The sequence below is a fragment of the Paraburkholderia sp. GAS448 genome (genome assembly GCF_050435685.1).
Taxonomy (GTDB): domain Bacteria; phylum Pseudomonadota; class Gammaproteobacteria; order Burkholderiales; family Burkholderiaceae; genus Paraburkholderia.
In genome coordinates, this window is the sequence record NZ_JBNDKT010000037.1 from 34,481 (window position 1) to 59,180 (window position 24,700).

Consider the following 24,700-nt stretch of genomic DNA (forward strand, 5'->3'; position numbering starts at 1 on the left):
CGGAGGTCCTCAATCGTTGGCTGTGTCGTCGGGCGTGCGGGTGCCGGACGCGGTCGTTCCGCCTGCGGTATGGTCGCGCGCGGCGATCTGCACTTCGTATTTCGCGCGGGCGTCACGAACCGCGGGGCGCGTCGAAACCTCCGGCACGGCGACTTCCCACCACCAGCCGCCGTCGTCGGTCGTGCGGGCGGCGTCGGTGTCGATGCTGATCATGTAGGTGCGGTCAGCGGCGCGCGCGCGTTGCAGCGCGGCTTCGAGTTCGTTCACGCTCGCGACGTGTTCCGCCTGCGCGCCGAGTGAACGCGCATGCGCGGCAAAGTCGACCGCGGGTGCGCCGAGCGGGCCCTGCGCGCAGTCGTCGAACATATTGTTGAACGGTGCGCCGCCGCAGGCCTGCTGCAAACGGTTGATGCAGCCATAACCGCGGTTGTCGAGCACGACGATGATCAGCTTCGCGCCCAGCATCACCGACGTCGCGATCTCGCTGTTCATCATCAGATAGCTGCCGTCGCCGACCATGACGATGACTTCACGCTCAGGCCGCGCGAGTTTCGCGCCGAGCCCGCCGGCGATCTCGTAACCCATGCACGAATAGCCGTACTCGACGTGATAGCCGCCAGGACGCCCCGTGCGCCACAACTTGTGCAGTTCGGCGGGCAGCGTGCCGGCCGCGCAGACGACGATGTCGTCAGTGGTCGAGCGCTCGCTCGAGCGCTGCACGGCGCCGATGACGTCGGCGTCGTAGGGCAGCACGCCTTCGCGTTGCGGTGCATGGGTGAGCCTGCCGAGCGTGTCGCGCCATTCCGACGCGAGTGTTTGCGCCCGCGTGGTCCACGACGCGTCCGCATGCCAGCCTTCGAGGCGCCCGGACAGCATATCGAGCGTCAGACGTGCATCCGCCTGCACGACCAGGCCGCGATGTTTGAGGCCGTCGAACGCGTTCGCGTTGATGCCGATCACGTCGGCCTGCGTGAAGAGTGTGTTGGAACCCGTCGTGAAGTCCTGCAGACGTGTGCCCACGGCGAGCACACAGTCGGCGTCGTGGGCGAGCGCGTTTGCCGCGGGCGAACCGGTCACGCCGAGCGCGCCCGTGTTCAGCGGGTCGTCCCATGCCAGCGAGCCTTTGCCGGCTTGCGTTTCGGCGACGGGAATGCCATAGGCCGTTGCAAACGACCGCAGCGCATCGGTTGCGCGGCCGTACAGCACGCCGCCGCCGGCAACGATCATCGGTCGCTTCGCGCTGCGCAGCCGTTCGAGCGCGGCATCGATTTCATGTTCGACCGGCGCGGGCGAGTGGAACGTCACCACGCGCGGGGCAAAGAAGTCCGCCGGAAAATCCCACGCCGTAGCCTGCACGTCCTGCGGCAGGGCGAGTGTGACCGGGCCGCATAGCGCGGCATCGGTCAGCACACGCAGCGCGCGCGGCAACGCGCTCAGCAGTTGCGCCGGATGAACGATGCGGTCGAAATAGCGCGACACGGGCTTGAATACATCGTTTGCGGAGATGCCGCCGTCATGAAAATCCTCGACCTGCTGAAGCACGGGATCCGGCGCGCGCGACACGAAGATGTCGCCCGGCAGCAGCAGGACCGGCAGACGGTTCACGTGCGCCAGCGCCGCCGCGGTGACGAGATTCGTCGCGCCCGGGCCGATCGAGGTGGTCACCGCCATCATCCGGCGACGGAAATGCGCTTTCGCGTAGGCAATCGCGCTGTGCGCCATCGCCTGCTCGTTATGGGCACGCAGCGTCGGCAGTTCGTGACGGTTCTGATACAGCGCCTCGCCAAGACCTGCGACGTTGCCGTGTCCGAAGATCGCAAACACGCCGCCGAACAATGGTTCGGTCCCGCTGCCGTCTTCCGTGACGACGCGCTGGGCAGCGAGATAGCGCACGAGCGCCTGCGCGGCCGTCAGGCGCACGGTGCCGCCGGCCTGGATCGGCGTTGCTTCGGCTGCCGGCGCGGTATCCTGATGCAACACGCGTTGGTTCATGCCGCCTGCTCCTGATGGACATTGTGCGAGTGGCTGACCGGCTCTGCCGGCTGGCCGCGCGCTGCGCGCCACGAGGCGATCAGCGTCTCGAACGTGCGTCGAACACGCGCGATGAGTTCATCGTCGCCGATTTCGCCCGCGAGCCACGCATAGCTCGGCTCGTGGAAGATCGTCCGGCCGACGGTAAAGCCGCGGCAGGTCGCCGATGCGGCCGCCGCACGGAACCCGTCGTTCAGCTGTTCGACGGCCGCCGACAAACCCAGCAGCACCACACCGCGACAGTATGGATCGCGTTCGGCGATCAGCGCATCGATGGCCTGCCACTGGCTCGCTTCCATGGGTTCGAGCTTCCACCACTCCGGATAGATGCCGATGTTGTACAGCCGCTTCAGCGCGCGGTACACGGTATCCGGGGCGGCGGGCAGATGCTTCGGCGGGATCACTTCGAGCAGCAGTTCGTGGCCGCTTGCCTGTGTCGCGTCGTACAGCGCGCGCAATTGCGCCTCCTGTTCCAGCCGCTGTTCGATCGGCTCGTCAGGATGAAACTGCACGAGGCACTTGGCCACATGTTCGCGCGGCCAGCTGGTCAACGTCGTACCGATCGAGCGGCCGTGATCGAAGACGAGCGGCACCGAGCCTGGCAATTCGACCGGGCGGCCGATCCACCAGCCGCGTCCCGTCGCTGCGTTCAGTGCGTCCTGTCCGTAGCGGTCGTCGATCAGCACGCCGATACGGCCTTGGAGCCCGAGCGCCGCTTCGGTCTGCGACACGGCTTCGACGAACAGTCCCTTGAGATGCGAGATACGCGATTCGTCAGCGCCCGTTTGCTGGGCGAGATCGAAGAACTGGTTGCGATGATCGAACGCAAAGCCGAGCACTTCGTTCCGACGCGTGCGCGCAGGCGTCACGCGATGCAGGCGCGCGAGCGTCGCGTCGCGATCCGGACGGCGCATGCGCTGCGGGTCCGCCTTTGCTTCGCGCAGGAAGTAGTCGAGTTCGGTGGGCGTGGGCATCGCCGGCGCACAGCCGTGCCGCGATACCACCAGCGCGCCGCTCGCGTTTGCGGCGCGCGCACAGGCTTCGAGCGGCTCATCGCGCAGCCAGCCGGAGAGAAAGCCCGACGCGAACGCATCGCCCGCACCGAGCACGTTCAGCACTTCGACTTCGACGCCGCCCTGGACCGGCAGATCATCGAGCGAGGCGGGTACCTTGCCGTCGATGATCTGACAGCCCAGCGGCCCGCGCTTGACGACGAGTGTCGCTGGCGTCACGGCGCGCACCGCGGCGAGCGCATCGATCAATTCCGTCTTGCCGCCCGCAATGCGGAATTCTTCTTCGGTGCCGATGATCAGATCGAAGAGCGGCAGGATGCGCTGCAAATGCGCGGTGACGCCTTCGCTGGCGACGAAGCGCGTCTCGCCATCCGCCTTGCCCGTCAGACCCCACAGCACCGGCCGGTAGTCGATATCGAGGACCGTGCGAACCTGGTTGCGCCGCGCGTAATCGAGGGCGCGAAGGCTCGTGCGGTTCACCTGTTCGGTCGAGAAGTGCGTACCGGTGATCAGCAGCGCCTTCGACGACGCGATGAACGCCTCATCGAAATCGGCTTCATCGACGGCCATGTCGGCGCAGTTCTCGCGATAGAAGACGAGCGGGAACGTGTCGCGGTCCTTGAGGCCGAGCAGCACGAGCGCGGTCAGGCGGTCCTGATCGATGCGCACATGGCTGATGTCGCAGCCTTCGCTGGCGAGCGTTTCCGTGAGAAAGCGCCCCATATGGTCATTGCCGACGCGCGTGAGCATCGCGGCTTCGAGCCCGAGCCGGGCGCAGCCGAACGCGATATTCGCCGACGACCCGCCCAGATACTTCGCGAATGTCGAGACATCTTCGAGGCGCGAGCCGACCTGCTGCGCATACAGGTCGGCGCCGAGCCGGCCGAGGCAGATGACATCGCGGCTACGGCCGGACGCGAACCGGCTCGCGGTCGACAGACCGCTTGCTGCCGGGGCAACGGGATTGCTGGAGATAGCCATGGAATTTCCTGATTGTCGAAGCACCGGATGCACGCGCAGACGATCGCTCAGATCGTCGCGCCTTCGAGTTCGCCCATCATCTTCTGCATCTCGGCGCCGCCGGCCATCATGTCGAGCACCTCGTCCTTCGTGATGGTGTCCTTCGTGAACGTGCCGAGCGATTTGCCGCGATTGAGCAGCGTGAACGAATCGCCGATCGGGTAGGCGTGGTGCACGTTGTGCGTGATGAAAATCACCGAGATGCCTTTCGCGCGCGCCTTGTGGATCAGCCTCAGCACATTGAAGCTCTGCTTGACGCCGAGCGCCGCGGTCGGTTCGTCGAGGATCAGCACGCGTGCGCCGAAGTGAATCGCCCGCGCGATCGCGAGGCATTGCTTTTCGCCGCCGGACATCGTGCCGATCGGCTGATGCGGGTCGCGCACGTTGATGCCCATTTCCGCGAGCTTTTCGCGTGAGGCGGTTGCGCAATGGTCGAGGTCCATCACGTTGATCAGGCCGAACAGCTTCTTCTGCGGCTCGCGTCCCATGAAGAAGTTGCGCGCCACCGATAGCAGCGGCACCAGCGCCAGATCCTGATAGACGGTCGCAATGCCGAGATCGAGCGCGTCTCTCGGCGACGTGAAGTGGACCGGATTGCCGTCCACGCGGTAGACGCCTTTGCTCGGCGTGTATACGCCCGCGAGCGTCTTGATCAGCGTCGACTTGCCGGCGCCGTTGTCACCCAGAAGGCAATGCACTTCGCCGCGTTTCAGTTTGATCGTGACGTCGTTCAGCGCAATGATGTTGCCGAAATAGCGGCTGACGTTTTCGAGCGCCAGGATGTAGTCCTCGCCGGCTTCCTGCTGCGGCTGCGACTGTTGCTGCTGCGACTGTTGCTGTTGCATGGCGGTCATCATCAACTCCTTGTCTAGCGGGACGCCGACACGCGGCTGCGCACGTAGTGGTTAAAGAGCACGGCGAACAGCAGCATCACGCCAAGGAACACGCGGAACCAGTCGGAATCGATATTCGTGTAGGTGATGCCGATCTGCACGACGCCGAAGATCAGTGCGCCGAAGCTGGCGCCGACCACCGAACCGTAGCCGCCCGTCAGCAGCGTGCCGCCGATCACCGCGGCGATGATCGCTTCGAATTCGGCCTGCAGACCGCGGTCGGCGGCCGCTGAACCGATGTCGCACACCTGCAGCACGGAATACAGGCACGCGCAGAACGCGGTCAGCACGAAGAGCGAAATCTTGACGCGCCGCACCGGCACGCCGACGTTCTTGGCGGCGTTGGCGTCGCCGCCCACCGCGAAGATCCAGTTGCCAAAGCGCGTTCTCGCCAGCACGAAAGCACAGACGATGGCAAGCGCGAGCCACCACAGCAGCACTTTCGGAATGCCCGGAACGAGCGGCACGCCGGTGTCCAGCATCTTCACAAGACCAATATGGCCGAGCCACAGGAAGAAGCCCTTGAATGCAACGCCCTGGAAAAACGTGTGCGCGAACCAGTCCTGCCTGGCGACGTCGCCGACACCCGAGATGATCGTGCGATCGGCGAACATGACCGACAGCGCCAGCGTAAGCCCGCGCAGAATGAACAGGAAGGCCAGCGTCACGATGAACGACGGCAGGCGCGTGCGCATCACCAGATAGCCGTTGAGCGCGCCAAGCAGCATCGAACCGACGAAGGCGAACAGGATGGCAAGGGCGATCGGCCAATGGAAATACATCGTCGGCAGCGCGACCATCATTCCGGAGAAGCCGATCATCGAACCGATCGACAGATCGAATTCGCCAGCGATCATCAGGAGACATGCGCCAACCGAGATCAGTCCCAGATAGGCGGCGACCTGCGACCAGTTCATCACGCCATCGAGGTTGAACATCCCCGAGTTTCCGGCCGACAGGCCGAACACGAGGAACACCATCACCGTGCCGGCCAGCGCTGCAAATTCAGGCCGGTTCAGCAGATGCCGGAACCACGATTCCTTGCGAACCCGCTCATCGGTTGCTCCGGCAGGCGCCGCGGAAGTCGCGTTCGCATTTGACGGATCCTGCGGGTCGGTCGGGGGATGCTTGCGGGGATTGGCGTGGAAAAGATTGGCTACGCCCATTGACGCTCTCCTTGGTACACCGTTAAGCACCCGGTGTGGCGGGGGCCCGTACGGCGCTTAAAGCCCGTTCGATGCACGTGAATGCATCGGGATCGTTGCGAAAGGGCGAGTGCCGGCCAGACCAGCTGCCGCCGGCCGGAACCCGCTTTCCTGATGTCTGCCGCGACGGGGGGGGGGGCCGCGCGCGGCGTTCCTGCACGATGCGTTCCTCAGCGGTACTGACCGGCGTACTTCAGCACCTTGTCGACGTTGGCCTTTGTAATGAAGCCAGGGCCCGAACCGATATTGCGCGGTCCATAGGAGGGTTCCAGCCCGTAGGTGGCGAGGCGCTCCTTGAACTTCGGATTGGCCTGGAGGATCTGGCGAATCTTCGCCGGGTCGGTGGTGTGCTCCTTCTTCACGATGGCCAGCACCGCGACCGGGATATAACCCTGCAAATACGGCTGCTGGTCGATGGCGAACTGGATCGTGCCGTCCTGGATGCCCTTGGCGATGTCATCGTCGAAGTCGAACGTGGCGAACCAGATCTTGCCGGCGAGGCCCATCTGTTGCAGCGCCTTGATCGTCGGATCGGCTGACAGCGGCCCGAGCGTCAGCACGGCCTGGGTGTTCGGGTGATTGCGCAGGAACGCACTCACTTTCGACTGGACACCGGTCGGGTCCTGGCCGGTATCGAGCGTCGAGTTCTTGAAGTTGACGCCGATCGCATCCGCAAAGCCGCGGCAGCGTTCGAACGAGGCCGGGTTGGTTGCATAGTGGTTGACGCACAGGAACGACTTGATGCCCGCTGCTTTCGCCTTTTCACCCGCCGCCTTGCCGGCCGCGTATTCAGGCTGGCCGACGTGCATGATCGCGCCGAGCTGGGCACTCTGTTCTTCCGTGCCGGAGTTGATCGTGACGAGCGGAATCTTCTTGGCTGTCACCTTGCCGATCGAGCTTTTCAGCACGTCGAAGTCGGCGATCGTCACGACCACGCCGTCGTAGTTGCGTGCCGCGGCCTGTTCGATCAGGCGGGCCATGTCGGCGATGTCGCCGTTCGGCGGGTTGCGATAGTCGGTCTCGACGTTGAAGTCCTCGTCGGCCTGCTTGATCGCGTTCTTGATGGTGTTCCACCACGAGTCAGAATCCGGCGCGTGACTGACCAGCACGAAGTGCCCATCCGCCGCCTGCGCGGACGATGCCGCCCCAAAGCCGGCGGCCAGCGCGAGTGCCGCAACCAGAATCCTGAGCGAAGCCTTGCCCTTGCAAAGTCTCATTGTCTCCACCTTTCTCGGTCTGTCGTTATTAAAGGGAGCGTGAGGTCTGCCGTCTTGGCACAGCACACCGCCGCTCACGACCAAGATTAGGACATCTTCAGGGCGTGTGCAATGAAAATTTCAACATTGAGAAAAATAGAAAATACGTTCCATTTGTTCGTTTGCCTGCCTATAATCGGCAGCGTCGACGCAGTGTTCAGGGCGGTTCCAAACCCTTGATGCAGCGCGGAAAATGCACAAAGGAATACCCATGGCGGAAGACAACACGGAAGAGCTGCCCAGCGTCGAAGAATTGATGCAGCGCATCGCGGAAAACTACGAATCGCTGCCCCGGCAGCTGAAGAGTGTGGCGACGTATCTCGAGCAGCATCGATCGAGCGTGATGGTCGATCGCACCAGCGATATTGCCGCGAGTTGCGGCGTGCATCCGTCGGCGGTGGTGCGTTTCGCGCAGCGTTTCGGCTTTTCGGGTTTCTCCGATCTGCAGGCGGTGTTCAGGCAGGCTTATACGGGGCAGGGCACGTCGTCCCCCAGCTATCAACAGCGCATCCGCAAGCTGATCGACGAAAAGCCGGGTGCGCTGTCGGGCGGCGCGGTGGCACGCGAGTTTGTGGCGGCGTGTCGCGGCGGGCTCGATGAACTCGAACAAAGTCTCGACGACACTCAGTTCGAAGCCGCCGTGAAGATGCTCCAGCAGGCCGAGAACATCTACGTGGTCGGCGTGCGCCGGTCGTTTCCGGTGGCGAGCTACATCGTGTACGCGTTGCAGCATACGCCAAAGCGCGTGCATCTCGTGTCGGGGTTCGGGGGCATGTATCGCGAACAGATTCGCAGCGTGAAGAAGGGCGATGTCGTGATTGCGATCAGTTTCGCGCCGTACGGGAAGGAAACGCAGTATTGCCTGCGCATTGCGCATCACCACCAGGCGAAGACGCTCGTCATCACCGACAGCCAGCTTTCGCCGCTGCTCCGTTACGCGAGCGCGCAACTTTATGTGAAGGAAGGGAGCGCGTTCGCGTTCCGTTCGCTCACGAGCACCATCTGCCTGTGCCAGGCGCTGTTCATCGCGCTCGCGTACAAGCTTGAGCTAAACGTCGAAGAATCGAAGGATATTGGAGGCTACGATGACTGATGCGGTAAAGACAGGCGACACGATGATCGAAGTTGCGGTGTTCGGCGCGGGCCGGATCGGCCGGATTCATGCGGCGAATCTCGCGCGGCAGCCGGGCGTGCGGCTCAAGTACGTGATCGACGTGAACCGCGAGGCGGCAGCGGCGCTTGCCGGAATGCACGGCGCGCAGGTCGCGGATGTCGACGCTGCGATGGGCGACCCGTCGATCGGCGCGACGGTGATCTGTTCGAGCACTGATACGCACGCCGATCTGATCCTGCAATCGGCCGCGCAGAAGAAGCATGTGTTTTGCGAAAAACCGGTCGATCTCACGCTCGAACGTGCGCGGGCGTGCGCGACGGCGGTGGAGAAGGCGGGTGTCGTCTGCATGATCGGCTTTCAGCGACGCTTCGATCCGACTTTTTCCGCAGTGAAAGCGCGCATCGACGCGGGCGAAATCGGCACGCCGGAAATGCTCGTGGTGACGAGCCGCGATCCGGGGGCGCCGCCCGTCGAGTACATCAGGCATTCGGGCGGTATCTTCAAGGACATGCTGATCCACGATTTCGATATCTTCCGCTGGATACTCGACGACGAAGCCGATACGTTGCACGCGACCGGCAGTTGTCTCTCCGATCCGGCGATTGCCGATGCGGGCGATATCGATTCGACGGCTGTCACGATCCGCACCCGACGCGGCCGGCTGTGCCAGATCAATACGGCCCGTCGAGCGGCCTATGGCTACGACCAGCGCTTCGAGGTGCTGGGCAGCGACGGCATGCTGCAGGCGGGCAATGTGCGTCCGACCGAAGTCGTCGCCTACTCGAAGAGCGCCGTTTCGAGCGACGTCCCCGAGGCGTTCTTCCTCGAGCGTTATCGCACAGCCTACGCGCTGGAGATCGCGCATTTCTTCGACGCCGTGACGAACGGCAAGCCGGTGCGTACGACGGTCGCCGACGGCCTGAAGGCGCTCGAACTGGCCGAAGCCGCGACACGCTCATGGCGTGAAGGTCGCGCGGTCAAGATCGGCGAATGAATGGCTGCGCCGGCTGGGACGGCCCAGCGGGTGCACAGGGCAACCAGGCAACAGGTAAGGAGACATCCTGATGACGACAACGGTATCGAACGTGCGGGTGGGTGTGGTCGGCCTTGGCCGGCTCGGCAAACGGCACGCACAGAATCTGGCCTGGCGCGTGCCGGGCGCATCGCTTGCAGCCGCATGCAGTCCGCTCGAAGATGAGCTCGAATGGGCACGCGGCGCGCTGCCTGCGCCACGGCTCTTTCGCGACTATGCCGCGCTGCTCGACGATCGCGACGTCGATGCGGTGTGGCTTGTGACGCCGTCGGCGCTTCACGCGCAACAGATCGTCGATGCGCTGCGCGCGGGCAAGCATGTGTTTTGCGAGAAGCCGTTGTCGCTCGACGTCGCGGAATGCGAACGCGTGCTGGAAGAGGCGGCGCGCTATCCGCATCTGCGTGTGACCATCGGCTTCATGCGACGCTTCGATCCGAGCTACCGCGATGCATTCGAGCGTATCGAGGCAGGCGGCATCGGCCGGCCGTTCATGGTTCGCTCGCAGACCTGCGACAAGAATGATCCCGAGGGTTTCTTCGTGCGCTTCGCGCCCACGTCGGGCGGGATTTTTCTGGATTGCAGCGTGCACGATATCGATGTCGCGCGCTGGCTGCTCGGCAATCCACGCGCAACGCGCGTATTCGCAAGCGGCACGATCGCGCTGCACGAAGGGTTGCGCGAATTCGGCGATGTCGACAACGGCGTCGCGATCTGCGAATTCGAAGGCGGACAACTGGCGATGTTCTACGCGTCGCGGACGATGGCACATGGCAACGACACCGGCAGCGAGGTGATCGGCACGGCAGGCTCGCTCGCGATCGGGCGCATTCCGAGGCTGAACCGTGTCGAGATCGCCGATGCCGGCGGCGTGCGCACCGAATGTACACCGACTTTCTTTGAGCGTTTCGAAGACGCCTTTCTGTGCGAGGCGCAGGCGTTCGTGGCGGCTGTGCAGGGCGGCGCGCAGGCGGGCGCGAGTCTCGCGGATGCACTTGAAGCGACGCGTATCGGCAGCGCCATGCGGGCGTCGCTCGCGAGCGGGCAACCTGTGCTTCTGTGAGGCGGGCGGTGTGTACGCGGGCAGAGCGTATCCGGGGTGGCTGCGGTAGAATTTGACGCTCTCATGGCGTCTTGCTGACGCCGCCACCCGAAGGTCGATACCCGATGCAGATCCAGGTTCACAAGGAAGTCGATGCGCGCGGGCTGAACTGCCCGTTGCCCATCCTGCGCGCCAAGAAGGCGCTTGCCGATATGGAAAGCGGCCAGATTCTGAAGGTGCTCGCCACCGATCCGGGCTCGCAACGCGATTTCGCAGCGTTCGCCAAACAGACCGGCAATGAAATCGTCGAAGTTTCGACGCAGGACAAGACCTTCGTGTTCTTGATGCGGCGGCGGTAGCGCGCCGTCCGCGCCATGCATCTGGCTCGCTGGCGGTGTGATAGTCCCGGGCTTGACCAGTGCAGTGCCGGATAGAGGGGGATCGGCAGGGTTGAGCAGGAGAGGCGTGCGTCGGCCTTGCCCGGTTGATGCCTGGCTGGTGCCGGCTGGTGCCAGAGCGTCCAGCAAAAAAGAAAGGCGCTGTGTCCGCATCGAGCGGTTCGCACAGCGCCTTGCGCCAGCTACTGCTGGAGTAGCCGATGCCGATACGTTGCGATCAACCCGCGAGCACCGGCGAGCGCGTGCGCAGATATTCTTCGAAATCAGCGGCCACTTCCGGGTGACGCAGCGCAAACTCCACCGTCGCCTTCAGATACCCGAGCTTGCTGCCGCAATCGAAACGCGTGCCGTGATACTTGTACGCGAGCACCTGCTCGTCGGCGAGCAGTGACTGGATCGCATCCGTCAACTGCAACTCGCCGCCCGCGCCCGGCTTGATCGCGCGAATATGGTCGAAGATGCGCGGCTTCAGCACATAACGTCCCACCACGCCGAGATTAGACGGCGCGACTTCGGGCGCCGGCTTTTCGACGATGCCCGACATCTTGATGATCGAATCCTCCCACTCCTTGCCTTCGACGATGCCGTAAGACTTTGTCTCTTCGTGCGGGATCTCTTCGACGCCGATCACCGAGCTGTGATAGTGGTCGAACACCTCGATCATCTGCTGCATGACTGGTGGCTTGCCGTACAGCAGGTCGTCCGCAAGGATGACGGCAAACGGGTTGTCGCCGACCAGCTTCTCCGCGCACAGCACCGCATGGCCCAGACCGAGTGCTTCCGGCTGACGCACATAGAAGCAGTCGACATGGCTCGGCTTGATGCTGCGCACGAGTTCCAGCAACTTGGTCTTGCCGCGCGCCTCGAGTTCCGCCTCGATCTCATACGACTTGTCGAAGTGATCTTCGATCGCGCGCTTGCTGCGACCGGTGACGAAGATCATTTCCGTGATGCCGGCCGCCATCGCCTCTTCCACTGCGTACTGGATCAGCGGCTTGTCGACGATGGGCAGCATCTCCTTCGGGCTCGCCTTGGTGGCGGGGAGGAACCGGGTACCCAGACCTGCTACCGGAAAGACTGCTTTTGTAACTTTTAGCATGTGATTACCCTGATCCTCTGGTTACGGCGCGTGCGTCTATGGCCAGTTATCGAACACATGGCGCGGTTTCAGGCGGGCAGACGCGCGAGTTGCGCGGTCAGCTTGCCGATGGTGGTCTCGTATTCTGCCAGCCTTTTCTGCTCCTGCCCAACGACCGCAGGCGGGGCTTTTGCAACAAAACTCTCATTCTGCAGCTTGGCGTTACATTTCGACACTTCAGCCGTCAATCGTGCGATCTCTTTCGACAGACGCTCCCGTTCGGCGGCGACATCGATCTCGACCTTCAGCACCAGCTTGTCATGACCAACGATAGCAATCGGCGCGCCAGCTGCCTGCGCATCGAGCGTTGCTTCGTCGGCGATGATCTGGACCTCTGACAGACGGGCCAGCGCCTGGGCATAAGGCGCGAACGTTCGCAGACGCTCGGCATTGCCGGTTGCCAGCAGCGGCACTTTCGTTGCCGGCGACAGGTTCATCTCGCCGCGCAGGTTCCGCGCCGCATCGATCACGGCCTTCAGGTCGGCTACCCACTGCTCGGCGGCTTCGTCGATCTTTTTCGGCTCGGCCACCGGGTAGCGCTGCACCATGAGCGAGGCTTCGCCTTCCGCCTTGCCTTCCGGATAGCTTGCCGCGAGCGGCGCCACCTTCTGCCAGAGCGCTTCGGTGATGAACGGAATCACCGGGTGCGCCAGGCGCAGCACGGTTTCCAGCACACGTAACAGGGTGCGGCGCGTGGCACGCTGCTGCTCCGGCGTACCCGTCTGGATCTGGACCTTCGCGAGTTCGAGATACCAGTCACAGTATTCGTCCCACACGAATTTGTATATGGCGTTCGCCACATTGTCGAAACGGTAGTCGGCGAAGCCTTTTGCGACTTCGGCTTCGACGCGCTGCAGGTGCGACACGATCCAGCGGTCCGCCTGCGAGAAATCGAGGTAAGCGCCCGGGCCACATGGGCTTGTTGAGCATTCTTCCGGCTTGCCGAAGCCGCAGTCGTGGCCTTCGCAGTTCATCAGCACGAAGCGCGTGGCGTTCCACAGCTTGTTGCAGAAGTTGCGATACCCCTCGCAGCGCGCGAGGTCGAAGTTGACATTGCGCCCGAGCGTCGCCAACGAGGCCATCGTGAATCGCAGCGCGTCGGTGCCGAACGCCGGAATGCCTTCGGGGAATTCCTTGCGCGTCTTCTTTTCGATACTGGCGGCCTGCTTCGGATTCATCAGGCCGGTGGTGCGCTTCGCGACCAGCGCATCGAGATCGATGCCGTCGACGATATCGATCGGGTCGAGCGTGTTGCCCTTGCTTTTCGACATCTTCTGACCCTCGTGATCGCGCACGAGCCCGTGCACGTACACGGTGTCAAATGGCACCTTGCCGGTGAAGTGCGTGGTCATCATGACCATGCGCGCGACCCAGAAGAAGATGATGTCGAAGCCCGTCACCAGCACGGACGAAGGCAGGAAATGCTTCAGTTCTTCGGTCTCGTTGGGCCATCCCAGCGACGAGAAGGGCACGAGCGCCGACGAGAACCACGTGTCGAGCACGTCTTCGTCGCGCTTGAGCTGGCCGGTGTAGCCTCTCGCGACCGCCCGTGCCTTCGCTTCTTCTTCGGTCTTCGCCACGAAGATTTCGCCGTTCTCGCCATACCAGGCGGGAATCTGATGGCCCCACCACAGCTGGCGCGAGATACACCAGTCCTGGATGTTTTCGAGCCACTGGTAATACGTGGTGGTCCAGTTTTCCGGAACGAACCTGATTTCGCCGCTGCGCACGACATCGAGCGCCGTTTGCGCAATCGACTTGCCCGGATTGAACGTGCCTTCGGGCGCAGGCTTGCTCATCGCGACGAACCACTGATCGGTCAGCATCGGCTCGATGACGACACCGGTGCGGTCGCCACGCGGCACCATCAGCTTGTGTGGCTTCACCGACTCGAGCAGGCCCAGCGCTTCCAGATCGGCCACGACATGCTTGCGGGCCTCGAAGCGGTCCATGCCGCGATACTTTTCGGGCGCGTTGTCGTTGATCTTCGCGTCCAGCGTGAGGATTTCGATCTGCGGCAGCTTGTGGCGCTGGCCGACCTGGTAGTCGTTGAAATCGTGCGCGGGTGTCACTTTCACCACGCCCGTGCCGAATTCGCGGTCGACGTAGTCGTCGGCGATGATCGGAATTTCGCGGTCGGCCAGCGGCAGCTTGACGGTCTTGCCGATCAGGTGCGCGTAGCGTTCGTCCTCCGGGTGGACCATGGCCGCGACGTCGCCCAGCATCGTCTCGGGACGCGTCGTGGCGACGGTCAGGTGGCCCGAGCCGTCGGCCAGCGGGTAATGGATATGCCACAGGTGGCCGTTTTCTTCCTCGCTGACGACTTCCAGATCGGACACGGCGGTGAGCAGCACCGGGTCCCAGTTGACGAGGCGCTTGCCGCGATAGATCAGACCCTGTTCATACAGGCGGACGAAAACATCGCGCACGGCGGCCGACATCCTGTCGTCCATCGTAAAGTACTCGCGCGACCAGTCGACCGATGCGCCGAGCCGCCGCACCTGCTTCGTGATGCTCGAGCCGGACTCCTGCTTCCATTCCCACACGCGCTCGACGAACTTCTCGCGGCCGAGGTCGTGGCGCGAGATTTTCTGCGCATCCAGCTGCCGTTCGACGACGATCTGTGTGGCGATCCCCGCGTGATCGGTGCCCGGCAGCCACAGCGTATTTTCGCCAAGCATGCGGTGATAGCGCGTGAGGCCGTCCATGATGGTCTGGTTGAACGCGTGGCCCATGTGCAGCGTGCCCGTGACGTTCGGCGGCGGCAGTTGGATCGAGAAATCCTCGCGCTCGGGAGCCATGGTCGGCGCGGCATAGCCGCGTTTTTCCCACTCGGGACCCCAGTAGCTCTCGATGGTATCGGGCTCGAAACTCTTGGCCAGCGTGCTGTCGCTCATTGTTGGAAGTCTGCTGAAAAATTCGTGAAAAGGCGGGAATGTCCCAATTATAAAGGCTGGCGGCGGCCAGGCGGCGCGCAGCCCCGACGGTTGGCCATGCGGCCAGGGGCGGCACGAGGGATGCGGCCTCTGCATCGGCCGTTCGGCCAGCGCTTGCCGGCACATTCAGCGCCGGGACTTATAATGTCGGACGACCCGCCATAAGGCTGCACGACCCGCTGTTTTCCCCATCTCACATGCCCGATCTGCTCGCGAACCTGAACCCCGAACAACACGCTGCCGTCACGTTACCGAACGAGCCGGCACTCATTCTGGCAGGCGCCGGTAGTGGCAAAACGCGCGTCCTCATCACACGGATCGCGTGGCTGATCCAGCACGGCTTCGCCTCGCCGGTGACGATCCTCGCCGTCACGTTCACGAACAAGGCCGCCCGCGAGATGATGTCGCGCCTGTCGGCGCTCTTGCCCATCGACACGCGCGGGATGTGGATCGGCACGTTTCACGGCCTGTGCAACCGGATGCTGCGCGCGCATCACCGCGATGCCGGGCTGCCGGCCACTTTCCAGATTCTCGACACGGCCGACCAGCTCTCGGCAATCAAGCGTCTGATGAAGGGCCTTAACATCGACGACGAGAAATATCCGGCGAAGAACCTGCAGTACTTCATCAACAACGCGAAAGAGCAGGGGCTGCGTCCGAAAGACGTCGATGCGACCGACAATTTCAACCGGAAATTCGTCGAACTGTACGAAGCGTACGACCAGCAGTGCCAGCGCGAAGGCGTGGTGGATTTTCCGGAGCTGCTGCTGCGCTGTTACGAATTGCTCGCGCACAATCCGCCGCTGCGCGCGCACTATCAGGCGCGTTTCAGGCACATCCTCGTCGACGAGTTTCAGGACACCAACAAGCTCCAGTACGCGTGGCTCAAGCTTCTCGCCGGCCAGACGAATTCGATCTTCGCCGTCGGCGACGACGACCAGTCGATCTATGCCTTCCGGGGCGCGAACGTCGGCAACATGCGCGACTTCGAGCACGAATTCAACGTGCGGCACCTCATCAAGCTGGAGCAGAACTACCGTTCGCACGGCCACATCCTGGATGCGGCGAATCAGCTGATTGCGAACAACTCGCGGCGTCTCGGCAAGAACCTGCGCACCGACGCGGGCCATGGCGAACCCGTGCGCGTCTACGAGGCCGCCACCGATACCCAGGAGGCGGGCTGGATCGTCGAAGAGATCAAGGCGCTGATCAACACCGGCCTGTCGCGCAGCGAAATCGCCGTGCTGTACCGGAGCAACGCGCAGTCGCGCACGATCGAACATACGCTCGTGAACGTGGGCATTCCCTATCGCGTGTATGGCGGCCTGCGCTTTTTCGAGCGGCAGGAAGTGAAGCATGCGCTCGCCTACCTGCGCCTGATCGACAACCCGAACGACGACACCGCGTTCGCGCGCGTCGTCAATTTTCCGACGCGCGGAATCGGCGCGCGGTCGATCGAACAGCTGGCGGATTCGGCCCGGCTCTACAACGTGTCGATGGCTGCGGCCATTCCGTATGTCACCGGCAAGGCCGGCTCGAGCCTCGGCAGCTTTGCGAACCTGATCGCGAAGATGCGCGCGGAAACGCAGCAGATGAGCCTGCCGGAAACGGTCGAGTACGTGGTTCGCGTGAGTGGTCTCGCCGAGTTCTACCAGAACGAGCGCGAAGGTCAGGACCGGCTCGAAAATCTGCAGGAACTGGTCAACGCGGCGGCGGCGTTTGTCAGCGAAGAAGGCTACGGTCTCGACACGCCTGCGCGTTCGATCCCCTTGCGTCCGGGTGCGACTGCCGCGCCAGAGCTGGTTGCCGCCACCGACGATCCGAACACCGTGGTGCTCGATGCGGTGTCGCCCACCGACCCCGCGCAAAACCCCGACACGATGACGCCGCTGGCGGGCTTCCTGTCGCACGCATCGCTCGAAGCCGGCGACAACCAGGCGCAGGCCGGCCAGGAAGCCGTTCAGCTGATGACGGTGCATGCGGCGAAGGGACTCGAATTCACGGCCGTGTTCATCACCGGTCTCGAGGAGGGCCTCTTCCCGCACGAGAACAGCGCGATGGAAACGGATGGTCTGGAGGAGGAGCGGCGCCTCGCTTATGTCGCCATCACCCGGGCCAAGGAACGGCTCTATCTGTCGTTCGCGCAGAGCCGCATGCTGCACGGCCAGACGCGCTACAACATCCGCTCGCGCTTTTTCGACGAACTGCCGCAGGAAACGTTGAAGTGGCTCACACCGAAGGTCGAGGCAGGGGCGCGTTGGGGCGGCCGTTCGGACAATGCCGGCTACGGGCGCGACTGGTTCGCGCGCCCGGACCGTCAGCAGGGCTATGGCGGGGCGGCAACATCCGCGCCGCTGCCGGCCTTTGCGAACGAGCAGCGTGCGGCGGAAACCGGCTTCCGCATCGGTCAGCAGGTGTTCCACACGAAGTTTGGTGAAGGTACGATTACCGCCCTCGAAGGGAGCGGCGGCGATGCGAAGGCGCAGGTCAAGTTCAAGCGGCACGGCGAGAAGTGGCTGGCGCTCGCGGTGGCCAAGCTGCAGGCTGTCGAATGAGCGCGCCTGTCGAAATGGGTGTCGCGGGCCGTCGCGTGCTGGGTGTGCTGGCGGCATTGCCGCAGGAACTGGGCGATCTGGTCGAGGCGATGCGTGCGGAGTCAGGTGTGCGCACGGTCACGCATGGCCGTCGTGACTATCACGTTGGCACGGTGCATGGCACGCCATGCGTGGTGACACTTGCGCGGGTCGGCAAGGTCGCCGCGGCGGCGACGGTCAGCGCGTTGATTCACGCATTCGACGTCGAAGCAGTCGTGTTCACCGGGGTTGCCGGCGGTGTCGGGCGCGACGTGCGGATCGGCGATATCGTCGTCGCCGATGCGTTGATGCAGCACGACCTCGACGCGTCGCCGCTTTTCCCGCGCTTCGAAGTGCCGCTACTGGGTGTGACGCGCTTTGTTGCCGATCAGTCGTTGTCGGCGCAGCTTGCCGATGCGTGTGAGCGCTTCGTCACGGAAGAGGGTGTCACGCTTGCAGCGCGCTTTGCGACGGCGATGCCGCGGGTGCATCGCGGGCTCGTGATCAGTGGCGACCAGTTTGTCGCGAGTGCCGCGGCCGTCGAGGCGCTGCGTGACGCGCTGCCAGATGCGCTTGCGGTCGAAATGGAAGGCGCGGCGATTGCGCAGGTGTGTTTCGAATATGGAGTGCCGTGCGCGATCGTGCGCACGGTTTCCGATACCGCCAACGCCCACGCGCCGACCTCGTTCGCAACGTTCCTGACGGATATCGCCGGCACGTACTCGAACGGCATCCTTTCGCGGTTTCTGCGGGCGCGGGTTTGATGGAGTGAACGTCACGCCGGTGGGTGAGCCGGTCGGCGTGGCTGGCTCGCTAACCGCCCCCCGCCTGATCCAGCGCCGCGCGCAACTGCGCGAGCGCGGCGGGATCTTCGATCGTCGGCAGATCGCCCGGGTCGCGGCCCTCGGCCAGCGCCGCAATCGCACGACGCAGCAGCTTGCCCGAACGCGTCTTCGGCAGCATCGACACTACGTGCACGCGCGCAGGCCGAGCAATCGCGCCGAGTTGCCGGTCCACGGTGCCTGCCAGATCCGCTTCGAGCTTGCCTCGCGCCTCAGCCTTTGCATACCGGTCCGGGTCGCGCAACACGACGAACGCGAGCGCCACCTGCCCCTTGAGCGGATCCGCGACACCCACCACCGCCACCTCCGCCACGGCAGCATGGCTCGACAATGCTTCCTCGATTTCGCGCGTGCCCAGCCGGTGGCCGGCGACGTTGATCACGTCGTCGGTGCGGCCGAGGATCGTCACGTAGCCATCGTCGTCCTGCACGCCCCAGTCGAATGTCGAGTAAAGCTGCTGACCCGGCAGGCTCGACCAGTACGTTTTCACGAAGCGTGCGTCGTCGCCCCAGACCGTCGACATGCATCCCGGCGGCAGCGGATAGCCAAGCGTGATCACGCCCTTTTCGCCGGGCGCACATTGCTCGCCGGTGAGTTCGTTGCGTATCGACAGGTCGTAGCCGTAACACGGCACCCCTGGCGAGCCGAGTTTGGGGGGCAATGCTTCAATGCCGCGCTGGATCGCAAGGATCGGCCAGCCGGTTTCGGTCTGCCAGAAGTTGTCGACGACCGGCTTGCCGAGCGCGTCCGAAATCCATGAAGCGGTCGGCTCGTCGAGCGGCTCGCCGGCCAGAAACAGGGTGCGCAGGCTCGACAGGTCGGACTTCTTCATCAGCGCCGGATCCTGCTTCTTCAGCACGCGCAGCGCGGTCGGCGCGGTGAACATCAGGTTGATGCGGTACTGCTCGACGAGGCGCCACCAGATGCCGCCATCCGGACGGATCGGCGTGCCTTCGTACATGACCGTCGTCAGGCCCGCGATCAGCGGCGCGTAGATGATGTAGCTGTGCCCGACCACCCAGCCGATGTCCGACGCCGTGAACATCGTGTCGCCGGCGCGGCCTTCGAAGATATATTCCATCGACGCCGCCAGCGCGACCGCATAGCCGCCGACGTCGCGCTGTACGCCTTTCGGCCGGCCGGTCGTGCCGGACGTGTAGAGCACGTAGGACGGCTCGTTCGACTCGAGCCATTCGCACGGCACGTGGGCATCGAAATATTGTTCCCGCAGCGGCTCGTAGGCGACCAGGTAGCTGGCGGAGAGCCGCTGGGGCGCCAGTTGCCGGTCGATCAGCAGGACATGCGGCGGCTTGTGGGTGGCGCGTGCAAGCGCTTCGTCGACGAGCGGCGTGTAGTCGATCACTTTTCCGCCGCGCGCGCCGGCGTCGGCAGTGACGATCAACGCGGGTTTCGCGTCATCGATGCGGGCCGCGAGGTTGAACGCTGCGAACCCGCCGAACACGACCGAGTGAATCGCGCCGAGCCGCGCGCAGGCGAGCACCGCAAACACGGCTTCGGCAATCATCGGCAGATAGATCAGCACGCGGTCGCCGCGCTTCACGCCAAGCGAGCGCATGACGGCGGCCATCCGGTTGATTTCCGCGTACAGCTCGGCGTAGGTGTAGCGCCGCTCGATGCCGGTTTCCGTCGAGACGTAGATGAGCGCGTTCTGTTGAGCGCGCTCGATGAGATGCCGGTCGACCGCGTTGTGACACAGGTTCGTCCGGCCGCCTGTGAACCAGCGTGCGAACGGCGGGTTCGAGCGGTCGAGCACGCGCTCGAACGGCGTTTCCCAGTGGATGCGTTGCGCTTCGTTCGCCCAGAACGATTCGGGGTCTTCAATCGAGCGGCGGTGGAAATCGCGGTAGCGGGTCATCGGCGGCGGTCCTTCTGTCATGCGTTGAGCGGAGAACAGCAAGCGAACCACGCGCGGGCGTGCGAAGCGGGCGGCAGGTGCAGCGCGTGCGCACAGGATAGAGCACCGCGGTACGGTCGAACAACGCGGGTTCACCATGACGCTGGCGTGTGCGCGAGGACGGGCGGCACACGTACGGATCGGAGTGGGGAACAGGCGGGCACGAGGCGCAGAGAGCGGCGCGGACGTGCGCAGTCCGGCGACCCACGAAAAAAAGGCGCCGCAACGCAGCGCCTTTCTCCGTTTCCGTTTGCCTCTTACGTGAGGCGCGGGACGTTCAAGTTTTGGCCTTCCTGCCTTCCACGTTCGGCAGGAACACGGTCAGCACGCCGATCAGCGGCAGGAACGAGCAGACCTTGTAGACGAATGCAATGCTCGTTGCGTCGGCCAGTTGCCCGAGCACCGCCGCACCGACGCCCCCCAGGCCAAACGCGAAGCCGAAGAAGAGCCCTGAAACCATTCCCAACTTGCCGGGAATCAGTTCCTGCGCATACACGAGGATGGCCGAGAACGCCGACGCCAGCACGATACCGATCACCACGGTCAGCACGCCGGTCCAGAACAGGTTGGCGTAGGGCAGCAGCAGCGTGAACGGCGCGACGCCGAGGATCGACACCCAGATCACATACTTGCGGCCGATCCTGTCGCCGATCGGGCCGCCGATCATCGTGCCCGCGGCAACGGCCGCAAGGAACACGAATAGGTGGATCTGCGCGGCCTGAACCGGCAGGTGGAACTTGTCGATCAGATAGAACGTGAAGTAGCTGTTGATGCTCGCGAGATAGAAGTACTTCGAGAACACCAGCAGCACGAGCACGCTCATTGCAAGCATCACCTTGCTGCGCGGGAGCGTCGGATGTCCGGCCTGTGCACCGCGCGCCTTCTTCGTTGCCGGATGCTGTTTGTACCAGCGGCCGATCTGCGTGAGTACGACGATTGCCACGAGCGCCGCTACCGAGAACCACGCAATGCTGCGCTGGCCATGCGGAATGACGATCAGTGCCGCGAGCAGCGGCCCGAGCGACGAGCCCGCATTGCCGCCGACCTGAAACAGCGACTGCGCGAAACCGTGCCGGCCGCCGGACGCCATTCGCGCGACCCGCGACGATTCCGGGTGAAACACCGACGAGCCGCAGCCCACCAGCGCCGCCGCGACCAGCAGCACGCCGAAGTTCGGCGCAACTGACATCAGCACCAGTCCGGACAGCGTGAAGCCCATGCCGACCGGCAGCGAATACGGCTTCGGATGCCTGTCCGTATAGATGCCGACGAGCGGTTGCAGCAGGGATGCCGTGATCTGGTAGACCAGCGTGATGAGGCCAATCTGGCCGAACGACAGCGAGAAGTTGTCCTTCAGCATCGGATAAATGGCGAGGATCAACGACTGGATCATGTCGTTGAGCAGGTGCGAGAAGCTGATTGCACCCAGCACGGAGTACACCGTGCGCTGGACTTTGCCCGCGGCGGCGGCCGGCGTGGCCGCGGCGCTGGTTGCGCCAGCGGTGGCGATGGCGCTTTTGTTGAGGCTCGTTTCCATAAGGTTGAAAAGGGCTGGGAGAAATTGTCGAGCGGACCGGCTGGAATGGGCTGCAACACCGGCTGCGACACCGGAACGCAGCCTTTGCACTTTATTCGCCGGGCTTATTTGTTAGTTCAGGGAGTTTAGTGTGGCTTGGAGTAATTGTCCCGCCAAGTTTTGTCGCGAATCGGACATCGCGGCATGCCATATTTGCATCATTCCGGTGCATTGGGATTGTCCCGGATACTGGGTTTGGGTGGTCTGAAATGCTTCTGAATGGTTTTTTGGACGTGTATAAACCGACTCGCAGGCGCGTGGCCCACGAAGCGGCGCGTCACGGGGCCCGGGACTGCGCCGCGCGCGCGAGATTAAAGATTGACGGCGTAGTGCCGTTGACCGGGAAAGACAGGCGGTAATGCCGGGACAGACCTTTCCGGCAGTTCGGTTCTAAATGTGGGGGCAGAAAAATGAAAGCAGCAACGCTGGGCAAGCGCCCGGACGCGGGGTTCGTTCCGGAGGGCGCAGTGTCGCAATCGCGTGTGCCGGCAGGCCGGCTCAAGGGCCTGTCGGTGAAGGCAACGCTGCGTCTGGCGTTTGCGCTGTTGTTGATCGGCACGATGGCGATCGGGGTATTTTCGCTGACGCAGATCAGCCGCCTGAACGAGTCGACCCAGTCGATCTACGACCAGGGCCATGTTGCGAGCCGTGCGGTCGAGGAAGCGCGTGGGTACGTCCTGCGCGCAAGTCGCGCCCAGAAGATGCTGCTGACCGCCACGACCGCGAAGGAGCGCGACGACCTCGGTAACGACATCGAGGCGGGGCTCACGGCGATCGGCACCCAGATGAACACGCTGCAGCAGTATGCCGACGGCTCCGACAGTGCGGCGGTGGCCCAACAGAAGAAGTTCGCTGCGGCGGTCGCGGCGTGGAGCGGCAATCTGCGCGAGTTCGTCAAGCTGGTGAAGGCGCAGCCGCTGGATCTGTCGCAGATGAACTGGCAGGTCGGCACGCAGGACGTTTCGCTGCTGGTCGAAACAGGCAAGCTCGAGAAACTGGTCGACGAACTCGTCGCGCAGCGCGGGACCGCGGCGAAGGCGACCATCGAGGCCTCCGCCTTCATCTATCACTCGTCGTTCGTGATGATGGCCGTGATGACGGCCGGCTTGATGGTTCTCGCGTTCTTCGTCAGTGAATGGGTGGTGCGGCGCCTGTCGCGGCAACTGGGCGGCGAGCCGGTGTACGCGAAAGAGATTGCGAGCCGCATCGCGGCGGGCGATCTGTCCAATGAGATTTCGATCGGGCGAAAGGATACGTCGAGCATGCTGTTCGCGCTGCGCGACATGCAGAAGGATTTGTCGACGACGGTTGCCGATATTGCGGCGAGCGCCGAGGCGATTGCCGCGGCGTCCAGCGAGATTTCGATGGGCAATCTCGACCTGTCGCAGCGCACCGAGCAGCAGGCGGTCGCGCTCGAGCGCACTGCGAGCAGCATGGAGCAGTTGACGTCGACGGTGCGCCAGAACGCCGATAACGCGAAGCAGGCGAGCGCGCTGGCCCACAACGCATCGGAGATTGCGGAGAAGGGCGGCGAGGTGGTCGGTCGCGTCGTGGCGACGATGGGCAAGATCAACGAGAGTGCGCGCAGCATTGGCGACATCATCGGCGTGATCGAGGGGATCGCATTCCAGACGAACATTCTTGCGCTGAACGCTGCCGTCGAGGCTGCGCGTGCTGGTGAGGACGGGCGCGGCTTCTCGGTGGTGGCGGGCGAAGTGCGCAATCTTGCCGGGCGCAGCGCTGCGGCGGCAAAGGAGATCAAGACGCTGATCAATGCTTCCGTCGAACGGGTTAGCAATGGATCGACGCTTGCTCAGGATGCCGGGCAGACCATGGATGAAGTCGTGAAGGCGGTCAAACGTGTGACGGACATCATGGGGGAGATTTCTGCGGCGTCCGCCGAGCAGAGTTCCGGGATCGAAGAGATCAATCTTGCTGTCACGCAGATGGATGCGGGGACGCAGCAGAATGCTGCTCTGGTGGAGCAGGCTACTGCCGCAGCGCAGTCGCTTGATGATCAGGCTAAGGCGCTTAAGGGGATGGTTGGGAAGTTTAGATTGGGGTTCTGATTTTTTTGTTTTGTTGTTGTTTTGCCTGTCTGGCTGGGGTTGGTGCCTTTCCTTGTTTTGCTTCTGGTTTATTGGCGTCGCCCCTGTGCGGGGCGGCACCTACTTTTCTTTGTCTTGCCAAAGAAAAGTAGGCAAAAGAAAGGCGCCGAAGACTTGTCCCTTCCCGGTGTGTGAATGACGGGGAATGGCACCCCATGAAGTGTCGCCCTCGCAGAGGATGCGACATCGGTCCGACGCCAGACCGTCCCTCGCACAGTACCGATTGTGACAAAGGGCTCATCCCTCCGACTCCGCGCTACGCGCGTCGCCGTCCGGCACAGCACCTTCTGCATATCATTGCGTGGCTTAGGCTTAGGCTTAGGCTTAGGCTTAGCCTTAGGCTCAAGCTCAAGCTCAAGCTCAAGCTTCAAGCTCAAGCTCAAGCTCAAGCTCAAGCTCAAGCGCAAACATCGGCGTTTGCGATGCCGTTCTTGTGAGTTCGACGATCGGGCGGATAGGACATGAGATAGCCGCAGAGCGACTAGGCTTGTGGAACGTTTGCGATGATTTCGTGTGGAGCCCGCGCAAATCGAATGCGCCGGCCAAGCTGGTTGACCGAGGCTGACGGAGGTATGGATGCCAGGGGCGTGTCGGGGGCGCTTGCCGAGCA

Annotated in this window: 16 protein-coding genes; 7 read left to right on the plus strand and 9 right to left on the minus strand. The window is 63.6% G+C overall.

What is annotated here, in order from left to right; all coding sequences use genetic code 11:
• Positions 1-9: 9 nt before the first annotated feature.
• The 5 genes from iolD to P3T23_RS38695 form a co-directional block, all read right to left on the minus strand.
• Positions 10-1,992, minus strand: coding sequence for a 3D-(3,5/4)-trihydroxycyclohexane-1,2-dione acylhydrolase (decyclizing) (iolD, locus tag P3T23_RS38675; RefSeq protein ID WP_429321322.1), 1,983 nt, complete (start codon positions 1,990-1,992; stop codon positions 10-12).
• On the minus strand, positions 1,989-4,025 hold the full coding sequence (locus P3T23_RS38680) for a bifunctional 5-dehydro-2-deoxygluconokinase/5-dehydro-2-deoxyphosphogluconate aldolase (RefSeq protein ID WP_429321323.1): 2,037 nt from the start codon (positions 4,023-4,025) through the stop codon (positions 1,989-1,991). Before P3T23_RS38680 ends, iolD begins: the two co-directional genes overlap by 4 nt.
• Positions 4,026-4,072: 47 nt before the next feature.
• Entirely contained in the window at positions 4,073-4,909 is an 837-nt protein-coding gene (locus P3T23_RS38685; protein ID WP_429321352.1) for an ATP-binding cassette domain-containing protein, read from the minus strand.
• Positions 4,910-4,932: 23 nt separating this feature from the next.
• Positions 4,933-6,123 carry an ABC transporter permease gene (locus P3T23_RS38690; RefSeq protein WP_429321324.1) on the minus strand — a complete coding sequence of 397 codons (1,191 nt, stop codon included), beginning with the start codon at positions 6,121-6,123 and terminating at the stop codon, positions 4,933-4,935.
• Between the two features lie 209 nt (positions 6,124-6,332).
• Positions 6,333-7,379 carry a sugar ABC transporter substrate-binding protein gene (locus tag P3T23_RS38695; protein WP_429321325.1) on the minus strand — a complete coding sequence of 349 codons (1,047 nt, stop codon included), beginning with the start codon at positions 7,377-7,379 and terminating at the stop codon, positions 6,333-6,335.
• 250 nt (positions 7,380-7,629) lie between these two features.
• On the opposite strand from P3T23_RS38695, the gene P3T23_RS38700 reads away from it, so the two are divergent.
• From P3T23_RS38700 to P3T23_RS38715, 4 genes are all read left to right on the plus strand, one after another.
• Positions 7,630-8,511, plus strand: a complete 882-nt coding sequence (locus P3T23_RS38700; protein ID WP_429321326.1) for a MurR/RpiR family transcriptional regulator — start codon at positions 7,630-7,632, stop codon at positions 8,509-8,511.
• Positions 8,504-9,526 (plus strand): inositol 2-dehydrogenase, encoded by a 1,023-nt coding sequence (gene iolG, locus P3T23_RS38705; RefSeq protein ID WP_429321327.1) that lies wholly within the window; start codon positions 8,504-8,506, stop codon positions 9,524-9,526. Before P3T23_RS38700 ends, iolG begins: the two co-directional genes overlap by 8 nt.
• A 70-nt stretch (positions 9,527-9,596) precedes the next feature.
• Positions 9,597-10,625 carry a Gfo/Idh/MocA family oxidoreductase gene (locus P3T23_RS38710; protein ID WP_429321328.1) on the plus strand — a complete coding sequence of 343 codons (1,029 nt, stop codon included), beginning with the start codon at positions 9,597-9,599 and terminating at the stop codon, positions 10,623-10,625.
• A 110-nt stretch (positions 10,626-10,735) separates the two neighbouring features.
• Positions 10,736-10,963 carry a sulfurtransferase TusA family protein gene (locus P3T23_RS38715; RefSeq protein WP_133664118.1) on the plus strand — a complete coding sequence of 76 codons (228 nt, stop codon included), beginning with the start codon at positions 10,736-10,738 and terminating at the stop codon, positions 10,961-10,963.
• Positions 10,964-11,219: 256 nt separating this feature from the next.
• Here the strand turns inward: P3T23_RS38715 and galU are convergent, their stop codons facing one another.
• A complete protein-coding gene (galU, locus tag P3T23_RS38720; protein WP_429321329.1) occupies positions 11,220-12,101 on the minus strand; it encodes a UTP--glucose-1-phosphate uridylyltransferase GalU in 882 nt (293 codons plus the stop codon).
• Between the two features lie 68 nt (positions 12,102-12,169).
• Positions 12,170-15,037, minus strand: coding sequence for a valine--tRNA ligase (locus P3T23_RS38725; RefSeq protein ID WP_429321330.1), 2,868 nt, complete (start codon positions 15,035-15,037; stop codon positions 12,170-12,172).
• 236 nt (positions 15,038-15,273) lie between these two features.
• Between P3T23_RS38725 and P3T23_RS38730 the strand changes: the two genes are divergently transcribed.
• Complete coding sequence (locus tag P3T23_RS38730; RefSeq protein WP_429321331.1) at positions 15,274-17,631, plus strand: UvrD-helicase domain-containing protein; 2,358 nt, start codon at positions 15,274-15,276, stop codon at positions 17,629-17,631.
• Positions 17,628-18,413: a 5'-methylthioadenosine/adenosylhomocysteine nucleosidase gene (locus P3T23_RS38735; RefSeq protein WP_429321332.1), complete on the plus strand. Its 786-nt coding sequence runs from the start codon at positions 17,628-17,630 to the stop codon at positions 18,411-18,413. Before P3T23_RS38730 ends, P3T23_RS38735 begins: the two co-directional genes overlap by 4 nt.
• 49 nt (positions 18,414-18,462) lie before the next feature.
• Here P3T23_RS38735 and P3T23_RS38740 read toward each other — a convergent pair whose 3' ends face one another.
• Complete coding sequence (locus tag P3T23_RS38740; protein WP_429321333.1) at positions 18,463-20,367, minus strand: propionate--CoA ligase; 1,905 nt, start codon at positions 20,365-20,367, stop codon at positions 18,463-18,465.
• A 316-nt stretch (positions 20,368-20,683) separates the two neighbouring features.
• Positions 20,684-21,943 carry an MFS transporter gene (locus P3T23_RS38745; protein WP_429321334.1) on the minus strand — a complete coding sequence of 420 codons (1,260 nt, stop codon included), beginning with the start codon at positions 21,941-21,943 and terminating at the stop codon, positions 20,684-20,686.
• Between the two features lie 449 nt (positions 21,944-22,392).
• Here P3T23_RS38745 and P3T23_RS38750 point away from each other — a divergent pair, with 449 nt between their 5' ends.
• The gene (locus P3T23_RS38750; RefSeq protein WP_429321335.1) at positions 22,393-24,051 is read left to right on the plus strand and encodes a methyl-accepting chemotaxis protein; all 1,659 of its coding nucleotides are present in this window, start codon (positions 22,393-22,395) and stop codon (positions 24,049-24,051) included.
• Positions 24,052-24,700 lie beyond the last annotated feature (649 nt).

Bases quoted from the DNA above. Each gene is read 5' to 3' on its own strand.
- iolD (WP_429321322.1), bottom strand. From the start codon at position 1,992: ATGAACCAACGCGTGTTGCATCAGGATACCGCGCCGGCAGCCGAAGCA.
- P3T23_RS38680 (WP_429321323.1), bottom strand. From the start codon at position 4,025: ATGGCTATCTCCAGCAATCCCGTTGCCCCGGCAGCAAGCGGTCTGTCG.
- P3T23_RS38685 (WP_429321352.1), bottom strand. From the start codon at position 4,909: ATGCAACAGCAACAGTCGCAGCAGCAACAGTCGCAGCCGCAGCAGGAA.
- P3T23_RS38690 (WP_429321324.1), bottom strand. From the start codon at position 6,123: ATGGGCGTAGCCAATCTTTTCCACGCCAATCCCCGCAAGCATCCCCCG.
- P3T23_RS38695 (WP_429321325.1), bottom strand. From the start codon at position 7,379: ATGAGACTTTGCAAGGGCAAGGCTTCGCTCAGGATTCTGGTTGCGGCA.
- P3T23_RS38700 (WP_429321326.1), top strand. From the start codon at position 7,630: ATGGCGGAAGACAACACGGAAGAGCTGCCCAGCGTCGAAGAATTGATG.
- iolG (WP_429321327.1), top strand. From the start codon at position 8,504: ATGACTGATGCGGTAAAGACAGGCGACACGATGATCGAAGTTGCGGTG.
- P3T23_RS38710 (WP_429321328.1), top strand. From the start codon at position 9,597: ATGACGACAACGGTATCGAACGTGCGGGTGGGTGTGGTCGGCCTTGGC.
- galU (WP_429321329.1), bottom strand. From the start codon at position 12,101: ATGCTAAAAGTTACAAAAGCAGTCTTTCCGGTAGCAGGTCTGGGTACC.
- P3T23_RS38725 (WP_429321330.1), bottom strand. From the start codon at position 15,037: ATGAGCGACAGCACGCTGGCCAAGAGTTTCGAGCCCGATACCATCGAG.
- P3T23_RS38730 (WP_429321331.1), top strand. From the start codon at position 15,274: ATGCCCGATCTGCTCGCGAACCTGAACCCCGAACAACACGCTGCCGTC.
- P3T23_RS38735 (WP_429321332.1), top strand. From the start codon at position 17,628: ATGAGCGCGCCTGTCGAAATGGGTGTCGCGGGCCGTCGCGTGCTGGGT.
- P3T23_RS38740 (WP_429321333.1), bottom strand. From the start codon at position 20,367: ATGACCCGCTACCGCGATTTCCACCGCCGCTCGATTGAAGACCCCGAA.
- P3T23_RS38745 (WP_429321334.1), bottom strand. From the start codon at position 21,943: ATGGAAACGAGCCTCAACAAAAGCGCCATCGCCACCGCTGGCGCAACC.
- P3T23_RS38750 (WP_429321335.1), top strand. From the start codon at position 22,393: ATGAAAGCAGCAACGCTGGGCAAGCGCCCGGACGCGGGGTTCGTTCCG.